This is a genomic window from Streptomyces sp. NPDC002619, assembly GCF_042889305.1.
In the GTDB taxonomy this organism is placed as follows: Bacteria; Actinomycetota; Actinomycetes; order Streptomycetales; family Streptomycetaceae; genus Streptomyces.
Genome location: NZ_JBIAQV010000003.1, coordinates 375,807 through 392,435, shown reverse-complemented (window position 1 = coordinate 392,435; position 16,629 = coordinate 375,807). Strand labels below are relative to the sequence as shown.

The following is a 16,629-nucleotide window of genomic DNA, read 5'->3' as shown; positions in this document are numbered from 1 at the left end:
CGTGTCAGGGAACCGTCCGCGAGACGACGTACACCATCGGATAGTTCGGGTCGGACATGTTCACGACCACGTCCTGGGTGGGCGCCGGATTCTTCTGCGGGTGCGCCAGACCCGACCAGACTCCGGGCACCTTGAAGTTCCAGCCGCTGACCTTCTGGTCGCGGGCGCTGACGGTGATGTGGTCCTTCTTCAGATCGTCGCGCCTGACACCCATGCCCTCCAGGAAGCTGTCCAGGCCCGCGCTGTTGGTACGGAACTCGACGTAGAGGCGGCTGGTCCTCCAGTTGTTGGTCTCGTACGAGGCGATGTAGTCGGCCGGATGCGGAACCGTCACCTGGTAGAGGCGGCGCTGCACCTTCGTCGGCCAGCCCGGGGTGAGGCCCCTCGCCGAGTACTTCGCCTCCTTGTCCTTGCCGCTGGCGCGGCTCTGGTTCGCGGAGATCACCAGATAGCCGGCCGGGACGCCGATGAGCAGCACGATGATCAGCAGGGTGAGTGCGCGGCGGCGGGCCTTGTGGCATGGGTTCTCCACCGGCCGCTCCGACTCGTCCGGGGGCGTGGCGGCCTGGCGGGGCAGTGATGCGGTCATGCGGTGTCCTGGGTGCGGCGGGCCTGGGCGTACCGTTCGTAGCGCTCGTACCGCTCGACGCGGCGCCGCTTGGCGCGCCGGAAGCGGCGGGCGACCAGGCGGGCGAGGTCGGCCGCGCCGACCATGCCGGCCTCGGGGCCGAGCTGGGCGCGGGTGATACGGGCCTCGGGGCGGTAGCCGCGGCCGGTGAGATGGCGCTTGAAGGCGTCCCGCGCGGGGCCGATCAGCAGGTTGTCGGCGGCCGAGACGCCGCCGCCGATCACGAAGCAGGACGGGTCGAGCGCGGCGGCGAGGTTGGCGATGCCGACGCCGAGCCACTGGCCGATGTCCTGGAGCAGCTCGATGCACATCGCGTCGCCCTCGCGGGCCAGCTCGGTGATCATCGGGCCGGTGATTTCGCCGATGTTGCCCTTGACGTGCTCGATGATCCCGTACGCCACCGGGGAGTCGGCGGCGGCCAGCTCCCTGGCCTCGCGGACCAGGGCGTTGCCGGAGCTGTACTGCTCCCAGCAGCCGCGGTTGCCGCACGGGCAGCGGTGGCCGCCGGGCACGACCTGCATATGGCCGAACTCACCCGCGACGCCGTACTTACCGCGCTTGACCTGGCCGTCCTCCAGGATCGCGCCGCCGATGCCGGTGCCCAGCGTGATCATGACGAGATGGTCCTCGCCGCGGCCGGCGCCGAAGCGCCACTCGGCCCAGGCGGCGGTGTTGGCGTCGTTGTCCACGAGGACGGGTACGGAGAGCCGACCGCTCAGGCGGTCGCGCAGCGGCTCGTTGCGCCAGGACAGGTGCGGGGCGAACAGCACTCGGTTGCGGTCGGCGTCGACCCAGCCGGCCGCGCCGATGCCGACGGCATGCACGTCGTGCCGGTCGGACAGGTCCAGGACCAGTTCGACGATGGTGTCCTCGACCACCCTCGGGCTCTTGGACTTGTCCGGGGTCTCCGTGCGGAGCTTCTCCAGGATGTTGCCGTCGGCGTCCACGACGCCCGCCATGACCTTGGTGCCGCCGATGTCGATGCCGACGGTGGGGACGCGGGGGGCGGTCAGGTGTGACCGGCGCTCCCTCGTACCGACCGTGCGGAGCGCCGACGCGCGGCGGGAGCCGATGGGGGCGGTGAAGTTGCCGTAGGTGCTCATCGCCGTCGATTCTGCCTCAACCTACGAGTGGCGTGCTGTCAGGGAGAGATAAGAGGGGTGCGCGACCATTGCCGGGTGCGGGTGCGTTGTGGCTTGTCGCGCCCACGCGGCGAAGCCGCAAATCGGCACGGCCCCGCGCCCCTAAGTACGTTGCAGTTCGTGGACCAGAGCCTCCAGGTCGGACCCGCCGGCCATCTCGCTCGTCAACTCGTCCAGGGTGGTCTCGTCCTGTGTGTGGTTACCCACCATCGTCCCCCGTCGCAGCAGTACGAGCCTGTCGCCCACCAGATACGCGTGGTGCGGATTGTGCGTGATGAGGACAACACCGAGGCCCTCGTCCCGAGCCGCCGCCACGTACTTGAGGACGACCCCTGACTGCTTCACGCCCAGCGCCGCCGTCGGCTCGTCCAGGACGAGGACCTTCGCGCCGAAGTACACGGCCCTGGCGATCGCCACGCACTGGCGTTCTCCGCCCGACAGCGTGCCGATGGGCTGGTCGACATCGCGCAGGTCGATGCCCATGCGCAGGAGTTCGGCGCGGGTGGTGCGGCGCATGAAGTCGACGTCCATGCGCTTGAACGGGCCCACGCCCTTGCGGGGCTCGGAGCCGAGGAAGAAGTTCCGCCACACCGGCATGAGCGGTACGACGGCCAAGTCCTGGTAGACGGTGGCGATACCGCGGTCCAGCGCCTCGCGCGGGGAGCCGAGGCGGGTCTCCTCGCGTACAGGAAGTTGATGTTGTCCTTGACGGCGGCCTGCTTCGCGCCGCTCTGCACGATGTCCCAGAAGGTGTTGCCGTCTCCCGAGTGGGTGATCATCGCGAAGGTCCAGCGGGGTGTGTTCACCGCCGCCCTGCCCTGGGCCGCCGCGGCCTTGCGGGCGTCCTCGGCCCGTTTGCCGCCGGTGCTGCTGCAGCCCGCCAGGGAGACCGATAGTGCCCCTGCCAGCGCGATGCCTACCCAGGTCCGAAACCGTGCCACGGGGCCGTGCCTTTCCAGCTGTGCTCTGTCGTACGCGAGGCCCGCCGGTCGGTGAACACAACGGCCTCAAACGTCTCAGTATCGAACACAGGGGACACTCATGACGCGACCGGGGATCGCGCATCGGTCGCATTGTCCGGACATTACGACTGATCCGGGGGTGCGCTCAGGGGCGAATCCGGGGATGCTTCCGGGGATTCTCAGGGGCGAATCCGGGGGCGCTCAGGGCCGTACGAGCAGCTGGAACTCGAAGGAATAGCGGGTCGGGCGGTAGATGTGGTCGCCGAACTCGACAGCGCGGCCGGTGTCGTCGAACGTGGTGCGCTGCATGGTGAGCAGCGGAGCGCCCTCGGTCTCCGTGAGCCGCTCGGCCTCGGCGGCCGTGGCACCTCGGGCACCGATCGACTGCCGGGCGCTGTGCAGGGTGATCCCGGCGGAGCGCATCAGCCGGTACAGGCCGGTCGCCTCCAGCTGGGCGGTGCCCAGGTCGAGCAGGCTGGGCGGCAGGTAGTTGGTGAGGTACGCCATCGGTTCGCCGTGGGCCAGCCGCAGCCGCTCGACGCGGTGGACGTCGCTGCCCTCGGCGACGCCGAGCGCGGCCGCGACCTCAGCGGACGCCGGGACGACGGTGTTGACCAGAACGGTGGTCGCGGGGCGCTGACCGGCCGCCTCCAGGTCGTCGTAGAGGCTGCTGAGCTCCAGCGGGCGCTTGACCTGGCTGTGCACGACCTGGGTGCCGACGCCGCGGCGGCGCACGAGCAAGCCCTTGTCGACGAGGGACTGGATGGCCTGGCGGACGGTGGGCCGGGACAGGCCGAGTCGCGCGGCGAGCTCGATCTCGTTGCCCAGAAGGCTGCCGGGTGTCAGCGAACCGTGCTCGATCGCGGCCTCCAGCTGCTGGGACAGCTGGAAGTACAACGGCACCGGCGAGCTGCGGTCCACACTGAGATCGAGCGACACGGTCGGGTCCACTTCTGGTTTCGGCACGGCCCGAGCGTAGCTCCGTGCCCGGATGACGGGAAGTCGTGTAGTCCGATTGTCCGGACAAACGCATTGACAGCGTACGGGGTGGGGCTCCACTTTGTTTCCATGCGCATCGGGGTCATCGGTACGGGCCGTATCGGCACCGTTCACGCGAACACGCTCAGCCGTCATCGCGAGGTCGGGTCGCTGATCCTCACGGACGCGGATCCGGCACGGGCGCAGGAGCTTGCGCACCAGCTGGGCGAGACGGCGGCGCCGGGGGTGGACGAGATCTTCAGGTGGGGTGTGGACGCGGTGGTGATCACCACGGCGACCTCGGCCCACGCCGATCTGATCGGCCGGGCGGCGCGCTCGGGTCTGCCGGTCTTCTGCGAGAAGCCGATCGCTCTCGACCTGCCCGGCACTCTGCAGGCGCTGGCCGAGGTCGAGGCGGCCGGGACCGTTCTGCAGATGGGTTTTCAGCGGCGATTCGATGCGGGGTACGCCGGTGCGCGGGAGGCGGTGCGCTCCCGGCGGCTCGGGCGGCTGCACACCGTGCGGGCGCTGACATCCGACCAGTCCCCTCCTGATCCGGAGTGGCTGCGGCTGTCCGGCGGGCTGTTCCGGGACACGCTGATCCACGACTTCGACGTGCTGCGCTGGGTGACGGGACGCGAGGTCGTCGACGTGTACGCGACCGGGTCGGACGCCGGGCCCGTGATGTTCCGGGAGGCCGGTGACGTCGACACGGGGGCGGCGCTGCTCACTCTGGACGACGGCATGCTGGCCACGGCGACGGCGACGCGGCTGAACGGCGCGGGCTACGACGTCCGGATGGAGCTCGCCGGAGAGCTGGACACGGTCGTGGTGGGCCTGGACGACCGAACGCCGATCGCGTCCACCGAGCCGACCGGGCCACCCCCGGCGGACAAGCCGTGGGCCGGCTTCCTGGAGCGGTTCGGTCCCGCGTACGAGGCCGAACTGTGCGCGTTCGTCGAGGTGTTGAACGGGGAACGGGCCAACCCCTGTGACGGGTTCGAGGCGTTGCAGGCGCTCAGGATCGCCGAGGCGTGCGAGGTGTCCAGACAGCAGCGCAGACCGGTGCGGCTGGCGGAGATCCCGGGCGGGGCCGAGCGGTTGTTCAGGTGAGCAGCCGTATCGACGGCGTGGTCGCGTCCGTGGCGAGGACGGACTCGCAGTGGGCGCAGCGGACGTCGGACGGCCGTACGGTGTTGGTCTGGATGCTGCCCGTGCCCGACTTCTTGGCCTCCTGGCAGTAGTACCCGAGGTGCAGCCGCACCCAGGGATGGCTGGTGGGCGCGGCGCTGGGGCGGTGGTCCCTGGTGTCGTCGAAGGGCGCCCACCAGAAGTCGACCACGGCCCGCACCGCCAGCCGGTCCGGGCCGGACGTCGTGTCGAACGCGGCGATACGGCCCGCCGTGTGGTGCCGCCCGAAGCCGCTGCGGCTGCCGGAGCACAGCGCACGTTCGGCGCCGGCTTCGAAGACAGTCGTACGGCCCGTGCGCTCGCACACGAAGCAGTCGACGGCGAACTCCAGCTTCGAGCGGAAGTGCAGGGCATGGGTGTCGGCGCCCTTGGGCAGCCCGGTCAGGCCTGCGCTGATCTCGGCGGTGCGCAGCATGCGGTGGGCCTCCTCGGGCGGGGACGGGAACCGGTGCGAGCACGCCGGTCGGCGGAGTTCTACCAGCGCACCGGCAAGCTGCGCACCCCCCTCATGAGCATGCCGGGCAGCCACTCCCCGGGCGGTCCGTCCAGGGTCAGGCCGGGGGCTCGCTCCAGGAGGGTGCGGATCGCCGTGCGGGCCTCCAGACGGGCCAGCGGGGCGCCCAGGCAGTAGTGGATGCCGTGGCCGAAGGCGAGGTGGCCGCGGGTGTCGCGGTGGAGGTCGAAGCGGTCGGGGTCGGGGAAGCGGGCCGGGTCCCGGTCGGCCGCGGTGAGGCCAATCATCACGGGCTCACCCTGGGCGATGGGGGTGCCGGCGATCTCCAGGGGCTCCGCGGCGTACCGGAACGTCGCGTTCTCCACCGGTCCCTCGAAGCGCAGCGTCTCCTCCACCGCGCCGTCGAGAAGGCTCATGTCGGCGCGCAGGGCGGCGAGTTGGTCGGGGTGGGTGAGCAGGGCGTGGACGCCGTTGGTGATGAGGTTGACCGTGGTCTCGTGCCCGGCGATGAGCAGGATGAAGGCCATGCCGCGCAGTTCCTGCGGGGAGAGCCGGTCACCGTCCTCGGCGGTGGTGCGGATCAGATCGCTGAGCAGGTCGCCACTGGGCCCGGCGCACCGCCTGTCCTCGATCAGCTCCGTCAGGTACTCGGCGAGTTTGACGAAGGCGTCGTACTCGCTGTCCGCGCTGGTGGGCGCGACGGCCTCCGTGGAGATCTTCCGGAACTCGGCACGGTCCATCTCGGGCACGCCGAGCAACTCGCAGATCACGGTGATGGGCAGCGGGTAGGCGAGGGACTCGACGAGGTCGGCGCGGCCGCGCGGGAGCATCTCGGCGAGCAGGGAGTCGGTGATCTCCTGGATCCTGGGCCGCAGTTCCTCGACCCGGCGCATGGTGAACGCGCGCGTGATGAGCCCGCGCAGACGCGTGTGCTGCGGCGGGTCGGCCGCCAGCAGGTACTTGCCGATCAACTCTTCGTCGAGGAACCTGATGCCGATCTTCTCGGCGTCCTTGGCGAGCCGTGGGTCGGCCAGCGCGGCGCGCGCCTCCTCGTGCCCCACGACGAGCCAGGTCTCCTGGTGCGCGTCCGGCGCCCCGAGCCTGACCCGGTGGACCGGGCCGAGCTCCCGCAGTCGCGTGTACACCGGATGCGGGTCCCTCCGGAAACCGTCCCCGAACTCCCCCAGATCGATCACCCGCGCCATGCCCCTCCCCTTCCGGACAGTCCCCCGAGGCTTCCCGGACGCGTCGCGGACACGTGCCGGTGAACTGACAACGCGCGCGGCACCCGACTAGTGCCCGACACGGGTCTCGTGCGCGGGTGCCCGCTGGTCTCGTGCGCGGGTGCCCGCGCCGTGAAGACCTGAGGCACCAAGTTAACTCCCTGAAAATTCATCGGACTTGACGGCGAATTCTTCACTCTTGTCATTGACATGTCACTATCTACGCGCGTCATCATGGGCCCATGCGATTCCCCCCACGGATCACTCGTCTCGGCGCCGCGAGCGCCCTCCTGTCCGCCGTTCTCATCGGCGGCACCGTCACCGCCACCACGGCGGACGCCACCACGCAGGCCGTCGGCAGCATCTGCTACGGCGACCTGCCCTCGCAGGCCTACGACACGCTGCGCCTCATCGACCAGGGCGGCCCGTACCCGTACTCGCAGGACGGCAGCGTCTTCCAGAACCGCGAGCGCGTCCTGCCCAGCCGGACCACGGGCTACTACCACGAGTACACGGTGAAGACCCCCGGCTCCTCCACCCGCGGCGCGCGGCGCATCGTCACCGGTCAGGAGTACCAGGAGGACTACTACACGTCCGACCACTACGTCACGTTCGATCTCATCGACTACGGCTGCTGAGATCCGGCGTTCCGCCAGTCCGACGCAAGCCCCTCGCCCTGCGTTCCCCCCACGGCTTCACCGGCCGCGGGGCGAGGTACGTCCGCACGTCCGGGCGCGGTCTAGGCGCCTTCCGGCAGTTCGTACGACCCGTACTCCGGGCGGCCCGCGAAGTCGTACGACTGGATGGAGACGCCCGCCGCCGTGACGCGTCCGCCGGTGTGCCGGAAGGCGGTCGGTACGGCCCCCTCCTCGAACAGGCGGCGGCCGGCGCCGAGCACGACCGGGAACGTCAGCAGATGGAGGGTGTCGACCAGGTCGAGGGCCAGCAGGGAGCGGACCAGGGCGCCGCTGCCGTGGACCTGGAGTTCGCCGTCCGTCTGTTCCTTGAGCGCCGTGACCTCCTTGGCGAGGTCGCCGCCGAGCACGGTGGTGCCGGCCCACTCGGGGTTCGCCAGGGTCGAGGAGGCGACGTACTTCGGCCGGGAGTTGAGCCGGGATGCGACCGGGTCGGCGGGGTCGGTCACCTTCGGCCAGAACCCCGCGAAGATGTCGTACGTACGGCGGCCGAGCAGGAAGGCGCCCACGTGGTCGAAGACCTCCGTGATGAACCGGCCGAAGTCCTCGTCGCCGTACGGAAAGCTCCAGCCGCCCTGGGTGAAGCCGTCGCGGGTGTCCTCCTGGGATCCGCCCGGTGCCTGGTAGACGCCGTCGAGGGTGACGAACATGGTGGAGACGAGCTTGCCCATGTCGGGTGCCTTCTTTCGGGGTGGGGTCTGTTGTCATCAGCTCAGACCCCACGGGCACCCGCAACTCATCGCTTCAGCCGGTGTGGGTCGAGAACAACCCTCCCGTCGGACCCTGCTTGTCGCCGCCCTGTGCCTTCTTCAGAGCGTTGGCGAGGCCCTCGATGGTGAGGGACTGCAGGATGACGCGGCCGTTGCCCTCCAGGGTGGCCAGGGACAGGCCCTCGCCGCCGAAGACCGCGTTCATGATGCCCTGACGATTGAGGCCGCCGACGCGCTGGACGCCGTACTGGATGCCCTCCTCGAAGGCCACCACGCAGCCCGTGTCGACCTCGATACGGCCCCCGAAGTCGGCCGGGTTGAGATCGATGAAGTTGCCCGCGCCCGCGATGATCACCGTGCCGTACCCGGTGAACTTCTCCAGGATGAAGCCCTCACCGCCGCTCATGCCGGTGCGGCCGCCCTGGAAGGCGATGCCGAACTCGACACTGGACTCGGCGGCCACGAAGGCGTCCTTCTCCGCGAACCACGCGCGTCCGCCGTCGAGTTCGAGTGCGCGCATCTCGCCGGGCAGCACGCCCGCGAAGCCGACGGTGCCCTCGCCGCCCTGGGCGGTGAAGTACTGGAACGCCAGCGATTCGCCGGCGAGCATGCGCTGGCCGACCTGCATGGCGGTGCCCATGGCCTGGCGCAGCATGCCGCCCATGCCGCCACCGCCGCCCTGCTGCCCGCCGCCGTTGCCCGACGGGCCGGACAGACGCGTCTCCATGGTCACGTTCGCCGTCTTGAACAGGAACTTCCCGGCCTCGCAGTAGACGGTCTGGCCGGGGTTCAGATTGACGACCGCCATCTGCATGGCGTTGCCGACGATTTCTTGCTGAAGAGTCACGAGGGGAGAACGCGGGAGGCGGACCGAAGAGTTCCGGCCACCGGAGATCGGTGTCCGATCGCCGCCGGCCCGCCTCGGATCAGCCGCCCAGTTCCTGGTGGCGGGCCGCGAGACTCGACGCCCCTGACTCCGTCAGGGAGCCGAACAGGCGCAGGCGGGAGATCCCGCCGTCCGGGAAGATGTCCACGCGCGCGTGCGTGGCGACCGCGGAGGCCGGGAGGACGAAGCGGTGGTTCGTGTCGGGCTGGAGGCGGGTGCGCGGGAGGATCTCGTGCCACTCGCCGGACTCGCCGTCCCGCACCGACACCGACGCCCAGCCCGCGCTGTTCCCCTTCAGGCAGGCGGTGTCGATCTCGAGCGCGCGGATCTGGGACTGGGCGGCCAGGCGGTAGCGGATCCAGTCGTTGCCCTGGTCACGGCGGCGGCGGGTCTCCCAGCCGTCGTCCATCTTTCGGGAGCGGCCGGGCTGGATGGTGTTCGTCGCCGGCGAGTAGAAGAGGTCGGAGGCGTCCTCGACCCGGCCGCCGTTCTCCAGGGCGACCACGTCGAAGGTGCCCAGCACCGCGAGCCACCGCGGGTCCGGTGCGACCTCGCCGTACACGCGCAGGCGCGCGATGCCGCCGTCGGGGTGCTGGTTCACGCGCACGTGCGTGAAGCGCTGCTGGACGTCCACGGCGAAGCCGTTGGCCGCGTGACCGCCGACCGGGGTGCGCGGGACCAACGTGGTCCACTTCACGTCGTCCCCGAGCAGCTCCTGCGGGGACGGGGAACCCGGCACCGACGTGGCCTCGACCGACACCGCCTGCGGGTAGTTCCCGCGGAAGTGGGCCGTGTCGACGACGACGCCACGGACGACGCCCGGCGCGCCGAGGCGGATCAGCGCCCAGTCGTGGTCGTCCTCCGTGGGCCAGGGGTGCTCGGCCGAGGCCCCGCGCCGGCGGCGCGTCTCCCAGCCGTCCATGATCTTGCCCTTGTGCCCGAAGTGCTCGGGGTCGAACTCGGCCCGCTCGGGGACCAGCAGGTTCTCGCGCTCGGCGAAGAACTCGTCGTTGGCGGCGACGACACCTGCACCGAGCCGGCGGTCGGCAAGATTGGCGTGGTGGGTGAAGGGGAAGTCGGCGGTGCGGTAGTCCGCGTACGGGTCACCGCCTCCGTAGGGGTTCGCGTCGCCGGTGGAGGTCGCCATCGCCGTCACTGTGATCAGGGGTTCCTTTCGGGAGTCGGCCGCTGCGGGTGCGGTAGGGAGACGGATCAAGGGGTACGGCTCAGGAGGCGGCCCCTCGGCTCGGTGAACTCGCCGTCCGCGACGATGCGTTCGCCGCGCAGCCAGGTGGACTTCACGACGCCGTACAGGGTCTTGCCCGCGTACGCCGTGACGCGGTTGCGGTGCTGGAGGGCGGCCGGGTCCACAGTGAACGTCTCGTCGGGCGCGAGGACCGCGAAGTCGGCGTCGCGGCCCACCGCGATGGCGCCCTTGCGCCCGTCCAGTCCGACGAGTTCGGCCGTGCGCGTGGACATCCAGCGGACCACGTCCGCCAGGTCGTACCCACGCCTGCGCGCCTCGGTCCACACCGCCGCCAGACTCAGCTGAAGGCTCGAGATCCCGCCCCAGGCCGTCGCGAAGTCGCCGGTCTTCAGGTCGGCGGTGGAGGGCGAGTGGTCGGTGACGACGCAGTCGATCGTGCCGTCGGCCAGCGCCTGCCAGAGCAGGTCCTGGTTGGCGGCCTCGCGGATCGGCGGGCAGCACTTGAACTCGCTGGCACCGTCCGGGACTTCCTCGGCGGTCAGGGTGAGGTAGTGCGGGCACGTCTCGACCGTGACGCGGACGCCGTCGGCCTTGGCGGCGGCGATCAGCGGCAGCGCGTCGGACGAGGACAGATGCAGGACGTGCACGCGCGCGTGGAGGCGTTTCGCCTGCTCGATGAGGCTCGCTATGGCCGTGTCCTCGGCGTCGCGCGGGCGGGAGGCCAGGAAGTCGGCGTAGCGGGGGCCGCCGTACTGCGGGGCGGCGGCGAGGTGGTGCGGGTCCTCGGCGTGCACGATCAGCAGTCCGCCGAACCCGCTGATCTCGGCCAGGGACCGGGCGAGTTGCTCCTGGTCCAGATGCGGGAACTCGTCCACTCCGGACGGCGACAGGAACGCCTTGAAGCCGAAGACGCCGGCCTCGTACAGCGGGCGCAGGTCCTTGACGTTGCCCGGCAGCGCGCCGCCCCAGAAGCCGACGTCGATGTGCGCCTTGTCCGCGGCGACCCGCTGTTTGGTGCGCAGGTGGTGGACCGTCGTGGTCGGCGGCAGGGAGTTGAGCGGCATGTCGACCAGGGTGGTGATGCCACCGGCCGCCGCCGCGCGCGTGGCGGTCCAGTAGCCCTCCCATTCGGTGCGGCCGGGGTCGTTGACGTGCACGTGGGTGTCGACCAGGCCGGGCAGCAGGACGTCGTCGCCGAGGTCCGTCAGGCGGGCGGTCTCGGGTACGGGCGCGTCGTGGGGCAGTACGGCCATGATCGTCCCGGCGGACACGGTGACCGTCGCGGGCCGCGTCCCTTCCGGGGTGATGACACGCGTCGAGCGCAGCACCAGGTCAGCGTCGGACACCCGGACCCCTCTCTCTGCCGCCGTTTTACATCGGGAAACGGGATTTACTCCCACGTAACAGATTTCAACGTTCTGTTGAAGGAGTCTTCACTCCCGCCCGCGTGTCGTCAAGGGCACACTTCTGTTCAGGGGTCGTCGGAGCATTACTCTGGACGTTTCCACAAAGCGGAATTACAATTCCGGCAGGCAGAACGTAGCTACGTACCATCGGGGAGTCGACCGCCCGCCGGATAGGCTTCCTCCTTTCCCGTCAGCCCCGAAAGGAACGCGCCGTGCCGACGTCCCGCGCCAGCACCCCCGACTCCGCCAAGTCCGCGAGCGGCGGGGTCCAGTCCATCGAGCGCGCGTTCGATCTGCTCGAGCGGATGGCGGACGCGGGCGGCGAGGTCGGACTGAGCGAGCTCTCGGCGAGCAGCGGACTGCCGCTGCCGACCATTCACCGGCTGATGCGCACACTGGTGGCCTGCGGGTACGTACGTCAGCAGGCGAACCGTCGCTATGCGCTCGGGCCGCGGCTGATCCGGCTCGGCGAGTCCGCGTCCCGGCTGCTCGGCACCTGGGCGCGGCCCTATCTGGCGCGACTGGTCGAGGAGACCGGTGAGACGGCCAACATGGCGCTGCTCGACGGTGACGAGATCGTGTACGTGGCGCAGGTGCCGTCCAAGCACTCGATGCGGATGTTCACCGAGGTCGGGCGCCGGGTGCTGCCGCACTCCACGGGCGTCGGCAAGGCCCTGCTGGCCAACGTCCCCGACGACGAGGTCCGCGCCCTGCTGTCCCGCACGGGCATGCCGGCCGCGACGGACCGGACCATCACCACGGCCGACGGTTTCCTCGCCGCACTGGAGGACGTGCGCCGCCTGGGCTACGCGGTCGACGACAACGAACAGGAGGTCGGCGTCCGCTGCCTCGCGGTCTCGGTCCCCGACTCCCCCACGGCCGCCGCGATCTCCATCTCGGGCCCGGCGGGCCGGGTCACGGAATCGACGACGGAAAAGCTCGTGCCGGTACTGCAGCAGGTGGCTTCGGAACTGTCCCAGGCACTGGCGACCTCGGGGACGTGAGCCCGGGGGCCGCCTGGCCGCGCACGAAGCGAGGCCGATCAGCCCCGTGGTGGTTCCCCGAACAGGTCCACCGCGTTCCGTACGTCCGACAGCCCCCGTGCCAGCGCGCTCACCGAGCCGATCGCGCCCGCGATCAGCAGGAGCGAGCGGCGCAGGCGTGGGCTTTCCGGAGTGCCGCCGGAGGTCATCGCGGCCAGGGCCGCGAGTTCGTCCTCGGCGATGCCTCGGTCGGGGAACTCGGCGGGGTGCGCTGCGAGTTCACGGCGCAGCCGGGACACCGCGGTCCGCAGTTCCGCCACTCTCGGGTCCTCGTCGATGCCGGTCACTGGCCTCTGCCCCAAGCTCCGCAACACAGCCCTCCCCCTCGCACGTCGTTGTGCGCACACGTCTCGCGGTCCTCCCTACGCCCTCCTGGCGGTGGTCGGGCGCCGGGGGACGCCGGTCAGTAAACGCCACCGGGCGCGGCGAGCGCCACCGCGCGGAGCGAAATTCAGCCCTTCGAAACCGGGCACCGGCCCCTGCGTCAGGTATGCAGGACACATGACGGACAACCAGGACCGGATCGCCGGGCTGCTCCTCGCCGCCGGCGGCGGACGACGGCTCGGGGGACGGCCGAAGGCACTGCTGGAACACCGGGGGCAGCCGCTCGTGGAGCACACGGTCGGGGTGCTGCGGACGGCCGGGTGCCGGCGGATCCACGTGGTGCTCGGCGCCGGGGCGGATGCCGTACGGGAGCGGGCCGACCTCGACGGGTGTGTGCTCGTGGACAACCCCGACTGGGGCGAGGGCATGGGGTCCTCGCTGCGGGCCGGTCTCGATTCCCTCGCCGGTACGGGCGCGCGGGCCGCGCTGGTCTCGCTCGTGGACCAGCCCGGCATCGGACCGGCGGCCGTGGCGCGGGTACTCGGCGCGTACGGGGACGAGTCGTCGCTGGTGTCGGCGGCCTACGACGGGGTGCGCGGCCATCCCGTGCTGTTCGGCGCCGCGCACTGGGCGGGCATCGCCGAGACCGCGACCGGGGACCGGGGTGCCCGTGCCTATCTGCGGGCGCACGAGGAGGCGATCACGCTCGTCGAGTGCGCGGACGTGGCCGAGCCGTACGACATCGACACCGAAGCCGATCTGGCCCACCTTGAGTGAGCGGGGTGGCACCGAGCGCCACGTTGCCTCGACTCGGAGAATCTCGACATCAACAAACCATTGAAGTTCCACGATGAGGAAACTAGTGTCCACTGATCAGAAACGCCTTCCCGCTCCGAGGGCGTCACTCGCCGTACCCGGAACGACTGGCACCCGGTGCCACCGCTGAAGGAAGTGACAGCTCATGTCCGCACCAGCGCCGTCCCCGCTGGCCATCGTCGACGCCGAGCCCCTGCCCCGGCAGGAGGAGGTCCTCACCGACGCGGCGCTCGCCTTCCTGGCCGAGCTGCACAGCCGGTTCACGCCGCGCCGTGACGAACTCCTCGCCCGCCGTTCGGAGCGCCGCGCCGAGATCGCCCGCACCTCGACCCTCGACTTCCTCCCCGAGACCGCCGCGATCCGCGCGGACGACTCCTGGAAGGTCGCCCCGGCCCCCGCGGCCCTCGAAGACCGCCGCGTCGAGATCACCGGCCCCACCGACCGCAAGATGACCATCAACGCCCTCAACTCGGGCGCGAAGATCTGGCTCGCGGACTTCGAGGACGCCTCCGCGCCCACCTGGGAGAACGTGGTCCTCGGCCAGGTCAACCTGACCGACGCCTACACCCGCCGCATCGACTTCACCGACCCGGCGTCCGGCAAGTCGTACGCCCTCAAGGCCGACGACCAGCTCGCCACCGTCGTGATGCGCCCGCGCGGCTGGCATCTGAACGAGCGGCACCTCGTCGACGCCGACGGGACCCAGGTCCCCGGCGCCCTCGTCGACTTCGGCCTGTACTTCTTCCACAATGCGCAGCGGCTGCTCGACCTCGGCAAGGGCCCGTACTTCTACCTCCCGAAGACGGAGTCGCACCTGGAGGCCCGCCTCTGGAACGACGTGTTCGTCTTCGCTCAGGACTACGTCGGCATCCCGCAGGGCACCGTCCGCGCGACCGTGCTGATCGAGACGATCACGGCCGCGTACGAGATGGAGGAGATCCTCTACGAACTCCGCGACCACGCCTCCGGGTTGAACGCGGGACGCTGGGACTACCTGTTCTCCATCGTCAAGAACTTCCGGGACGGCGGGCCCCGTTTCGTCCTGCCGGACCGCAACGCGGTGACGATGACGGCCCCGTTCATGCGGGCGTACACCGAACTCCTCGTCCGCACCTGCCACAAGCGCGGCGCGCACGCGATCGGCGGCATGGCGGCGTTCATCCCGTCCCGGCGCGACGAGGAGGTCAACAAGGTCGCCTTCGAGAAGGTCAAGGCGGACAAGGACCGTGAGGCGAACGACGGCTTCGACGGGTCGTGGGTGGCGCACCCCGACCTGGTGCCCCTCGCCATGGAGTCCTTCGACCGGGTCCTCGGCGACCGGCCCAACCAGAAGGACCGGCTGCGCGAGGACGTCCACGTCGAGGCCGCCGACCTGATCGCCATCGACTCGCTGGACGCCAGGCCGACGTACGCCGGACTCGTCAACGCCGTTCAGGTCGGCATCCGTTACATCGAGGCCTGGCTGCGCGGGCTCGGCGCCGTCGCCATCTTCAACCTGATGGAGGACGCGGCCACCGCCGAGATCTCCCGCTCGCAGATCTGGCAGTGGATCAACGCGGGCGTCGAGTTCGAGAACGGCGAGAAGGCCACCCCGGAGCTGGCCCGCAAGGTCGCCGCCGAGGAACTGTCCAACATCCGCGCGGAGATCGGCGAGGAGGCCTTCGCGGCCGGCCGCTGGCAGCAGGCCCATGACCTGCTGCTCCACGTCGCCCTCGACGAGGACTACGCGGACTTCCTGACGCTGCCCGCGTACCAGCAGCTCAGGGGCTGACGTCCGAACGGTCCGAGTGGCCCAGGGACTTGCCCGGGGCCACTCGGTCGCGTACGGCCTGCTTGACCGCCGTCGGCTCCGGGAAGCCCTGCTCGCGGCGGTCCCAGACCACCTCGCCGTCGACGCGGACGACGAACACCCCGCCCTTTCCGGGCTTGAGCGCCAGCTCGGTCAGTTCGGCCTCGAAGGTCGTCAGCAGCTCCTGCGCCAGCCAGGCGGCCCGGGGCAGCCAGCGGCACTGGGTGCAGTACTCGATCTCGACACGGCCACTCATCCGAGGTGCACCGACCAATCCTGTTCGGCCGCGGGTTTGCCGTGCAGATCGGGGACCTGCTTGAGCCACGCGGGGCGTCCTTGCTGATTGCGCTCCGCGCGCCGGGCCTCCTCTGCGGCGAGCTCCTCCCGGCTCGGGAAGTCCGTAGGCAGCCACTGCTCCGACACCCGCACGCGCGCGTGGAGGTACTCGACGTACGCCTCACGTGCCTCGTCCGGTGTCGCGAAGTCCGTGAGCCACTCGTCGGGAACCTCTGCGACGACCGAGCGCAGCAGTTCCTCGGTCACCTTCGGCGCCAGTTCGGCGTCGGCGGCGCGGACGTCCGGGCCGTAGTGGCCGAGCGCGTGGTGCCGGAAGTCGTACGCCTTCCCGGGCGCCGAGGCGTCCCAGCGGTGATGGAAGACGAGCGCGGCGCCGTGGTCGATGAGCCACAGGTGCGCCGACGCGGTGCCGAAGGTCGGCCAGACCATGAGGTTGGAGCTGTGCACGGTGCGGTCGACGTTCACGGTGAGGGCGTCCAGCCAGACGATCCGCCCCGCCTCCAGCGGGTCCACCGGGAACGACCTGGCGATCTCGGGCGTGAAGTCCTTCGCGCCCGGCAGGTAGTCCATGCCGAGGTTGAGTCCCCGGCTCGCGGTGTGCAGGTCCCGTACCTCCTGGTGCGGCTCGTCCCGGGCGATCGCCGGGTCGAAGTGCACCAGGACCAGCTCGGGGAACCTGAGCCCGAGGGCCCGCGCCAGCTCGCCCACGATCACCTCGGCGACCAGCGCCTTGCGGCCCTGCGCCGAGCCGGTGAACTTCACGACGTACGTCCCCAGGTCGTCGGCCTCGAAGACTCCGGGCACGGAGCCGCCGGACCTCAGCGGGGTCACGTATCGAACAGCGGTCACGTCGCGCAGCACACCGGCCAGCGTAAGCC

The 16,629-nt window shown here is 70.5% G+C and carries 17 protein-coding genes and 2 pseudogenes; 5 read left to right on the top strand and 14 right to left on the bottom strand.

Going from position 1 to position 16,629, the window contains the following annotated elements; translation table 11 throughout:
- Positions 1–4: 4 nt before the first annotated feature.
- The 5 genes and pseudogenes from ACFYXB_RS08985 to ACFYXB_RS08965 form a co-directional block, all read right to left on the bottom strand.
- A complete protein-coding gene (locus ACFYXB_RS08985; RefSeq protein ID WP_389579399.1) occupies positions 5–589 on the bottom strand; it encodes a sugar kinase in 585 nt (194 codons plus the stop codon).
- On the bottom strand, positions 586–1,731 hold the full coding sequence (locus ACFYXB_RS08980; protein WP_389579396.1) for an ROK family glucokinase: 1,146 nt from the start codon (positions 1,729–1,731) through the stop codon (positions 586–588). Before ACFYXB_RS08980 ends, ACFYXB_RS08985 begins: the two co-directional genes overlap by 4 nt.
- Before the next feature lie 141 nt (positions 1,732–1,872).
- Positions 1,873–2,451: pseudogene (locus ACFYXB_RS08975) on the bottom strand (ATP-binding cassette domain-containing protein); the annotation flags it as partial.
- Positions 2,421–2,711 (bottom strand): annotated as a pseudogene (locus ACFYXB_RS08970) (sugar ABC transporter substrate-binding protein); the annotation flags it as partial. The pseudogenes ACFYXB_RS08975 and ACFYXB_RS08970, both read right to left, overlap by 31 nt.
- 222 nt (positions 2,712–2,933) lie before the next feature.
- The gene (locus ACFYXB_RS08965) at positions 2,934–3,671 is read right to left on the bottom strand and encodes a GntR family transcriptional regulator (RefSeq protein ID WP_389579554.1); all 738 of its coding nucleotides are present in this window, start codon (positions 3,669–3,671) and stop codon (positions 2,934–2,936) included.
- Between the two features lie 129 nt (positions 3,672–3,800).
- Between ACFYXB_RS08965 and ACFYXB_RS08960 the strand changes: the two genes are divergently transcribed.
- Positions 3,801–4,823 carry a Gfo/Idh/MocA family oxidoreductase gene (locus ACFYXB_RS08960; protein ID WP_389579394.1) on the top strand — a complete coding sequence of 341 codons (1,023 nt, stop codon included), beginning with the start codon at positions 3,801–3,803 and terminating at the stop codon, positions 4,821–4,823.
- Here ACFYXB_RS08960 and ACFYXB_RS08955 read toward each other — a convergent pair.
- Positions 4,816–5,316, bottom strand: a complete 501-nt coding sequence (locus ACFYXB_RS08955; protein WP_389579391.1) for a hypothetical protein — start codon at positions 5,314–5,316, stop codon at positions 4,816–4,818. The genes ACFYXB_RS08960 and ACFYXB_RS08955 overlap by 8 nt on opposite strands.
- 59 nt (positions 5,317–5,375) lie before the next feature.
- Complete coding sequence (locus ACFYXB_RS08950) at positions 5,376–6,560, bottom strand: cytochrome P450 (protein ID WP_389579388.1); 1,185 nt, start codon at positions 6,558–6,560, stop codon at positions 5,376–5,378.
- Between the two features lie 260 nt (positions 6,561–6,820).
- On the opposite strand from ACFYXB_RS08950, the gene ACFYXB_RS08945 reads away from it, so the two are divergent.
- Positions 6,821–7,216, top strand: coding sequence for a ribonuclease domain-containing protein (locus ACFYXB_RS08945; RefSeq protein WP_351360997.1), 396 nt, complete (start codon positions 6,821–6,823; stop codon positions 7,214–7,216).
- A 101-nt stretch (positions 7,217–7,317) separates the two neighbouring features.
- Here the strand turns inward: ACFYXB_RS08945 and ACFYXB_RS08940 are convergent, their stop codons facing one another.
- The 4 genes from ACFYXB_RS08940 to allB all read right to left on the bottom strand — a co-directional run bounded on the left by ACFYXB_RS08940 (position 7,318) and on the right by allB (position 11,422).
- Positions 7,318–7,944 carry a dihydrofolate reductase family protein gene (locus ACFYXB_RS08940; RefSeq protein WP_389579385.1) on the bottom strand — a complete coding sequence of 209 codons (627 nt, stop codon included), beginning with the start codon at positions 7,942–7,944 and terminating at the stop codon, positions 7,318–7,320.
- A 73-nt stretch (positions 7,945–8,017) separates the two neighbouring features.
- Positions 8,018–8,830, bottom strand: a complete 813-nt coding sequence (locus tag ACFYXB_RS08935; protein ID WP_389579382.1) for an AIM24 family protein — start codon at positions 8,828–8,830, stop codon at positions 8,018–8,020.
- A gap of 79 nt (positions 8,831–8,909) precedes the next feature.
- Positions 8,910–10,016 carry an allantoicase gene (gene alc / locus ACFYXB_RS08930; RefSeq protein WP_389579380.1) on the bottom strand — a complete coding sequence of 369 codons (1,107 nt, stop codon included), beginning with the start codon at positions 10,014–10,016 and terminating at the stop codon, positions 8,910–8,912.
- Between the two features lie 65 nt (positions 10,017–10,081).
- Entirely contained in the window at positions 10,082–11,422 is a 1,341-nt protein-coding gene (gene allB, locus ACFYXB_RS08925; RefSeq protein WP_389579377.1) for an allantoinase AllB, read from the bottom strand.
- A gap of 272 nt (positions 11,423–11,694) precedes the next feature.
- Here allB and ACFYXB_RS08920 point away from each other — a divergent pair, with 272 nt between their 5' ends.
- A complete protein-coding gene (locus ACFYXB_RS08920; RefSeq protein ID WP_389579374.1) occupies positions 11,695–12,486 on the top strand; it encodes an IclR family transcriptional regulator in 792 nt (263 codons plus the stop codon).
- A gap of 38 nt (positions 12,487–12,524) precedes the next feature.
- Here the strand turns inward: ACFYXB_RS08920 and ACFYXB_RS08915 are convergent, their stop codons facing one another.
- Positions 12,525–12,839: a DUF5955 family protein gene (locus ACFYXB_RS08915; RefSeq protein WP_351360981.1), complete on the bottom strand. Its 315-nt coding sequence runs from the start codon at positions 12,837–12,839 to the stop codon at positions 12,525–12,527.
- Between the two features lie 187 nt (positions 12,840–13,026).
- Here ACFYXB_RS08915 and ACFYXB_RS08910 point away from each other — a divergent pair, with 187 nt between their 5' ends.
- Positions 13,027–13,626 carry an NTP transferase domain-containing protein gene (locus ACFYXB_RS08910; RefSeq protein ID WP_389579371.1) on the top strand — a complete coding sequence of 200 codons (600 nt, stop codon included), beginning with the start codon at positions 13,027–13,029 and terminating at the stop codon, positions 13,624–13,626.
- Positions 13,627–13,810: 184 nt separating this feature from the next.
- Positions 13,811–15,436, top strand: coding sequence for a malate synthase A (aceB, locus tag ACFYXB_RS08905; protein ID WP_389579369.1), 1,626 nt, complete (start codon positions 13,811–13,813; stop codon positions 15,434–15,436).
- On the opposite strand, the gene ACFYXB_RS08900 is transcribed toward aceB, so the two are convergent.
- A complete protein-coding gene (locus tag ACFYXB_RS08900) occupies positions 15,426–15,710 on the bottom strand; it encodes a SelT/SelW/SelH family protein (RefSeq protein WP_389579366.1) in 285 nt (94 codons plus the stop codon). The two genes, aceB and ACFYXB_RS08900, sit on opposite strands and share 11 nt — an antisense overlap.
- Positions 15,707–16,612, bottom strand: coding sequence for a HipA family kinase (locus tag ACFYXB_RS08895; RefSeq protein ID WP_351360969.1), 906 nt, complete (start codon positions 16,610–16,612; stop codon positions 15,707–15,709). The genes ACFYXB_RS08900 and ACFYXB_RS08895 overlap by 4 nt, the downstream gene beginning before the upstream one ends.
- Positions 16,613–16,629: the final 17 nt, after the last annotated feature.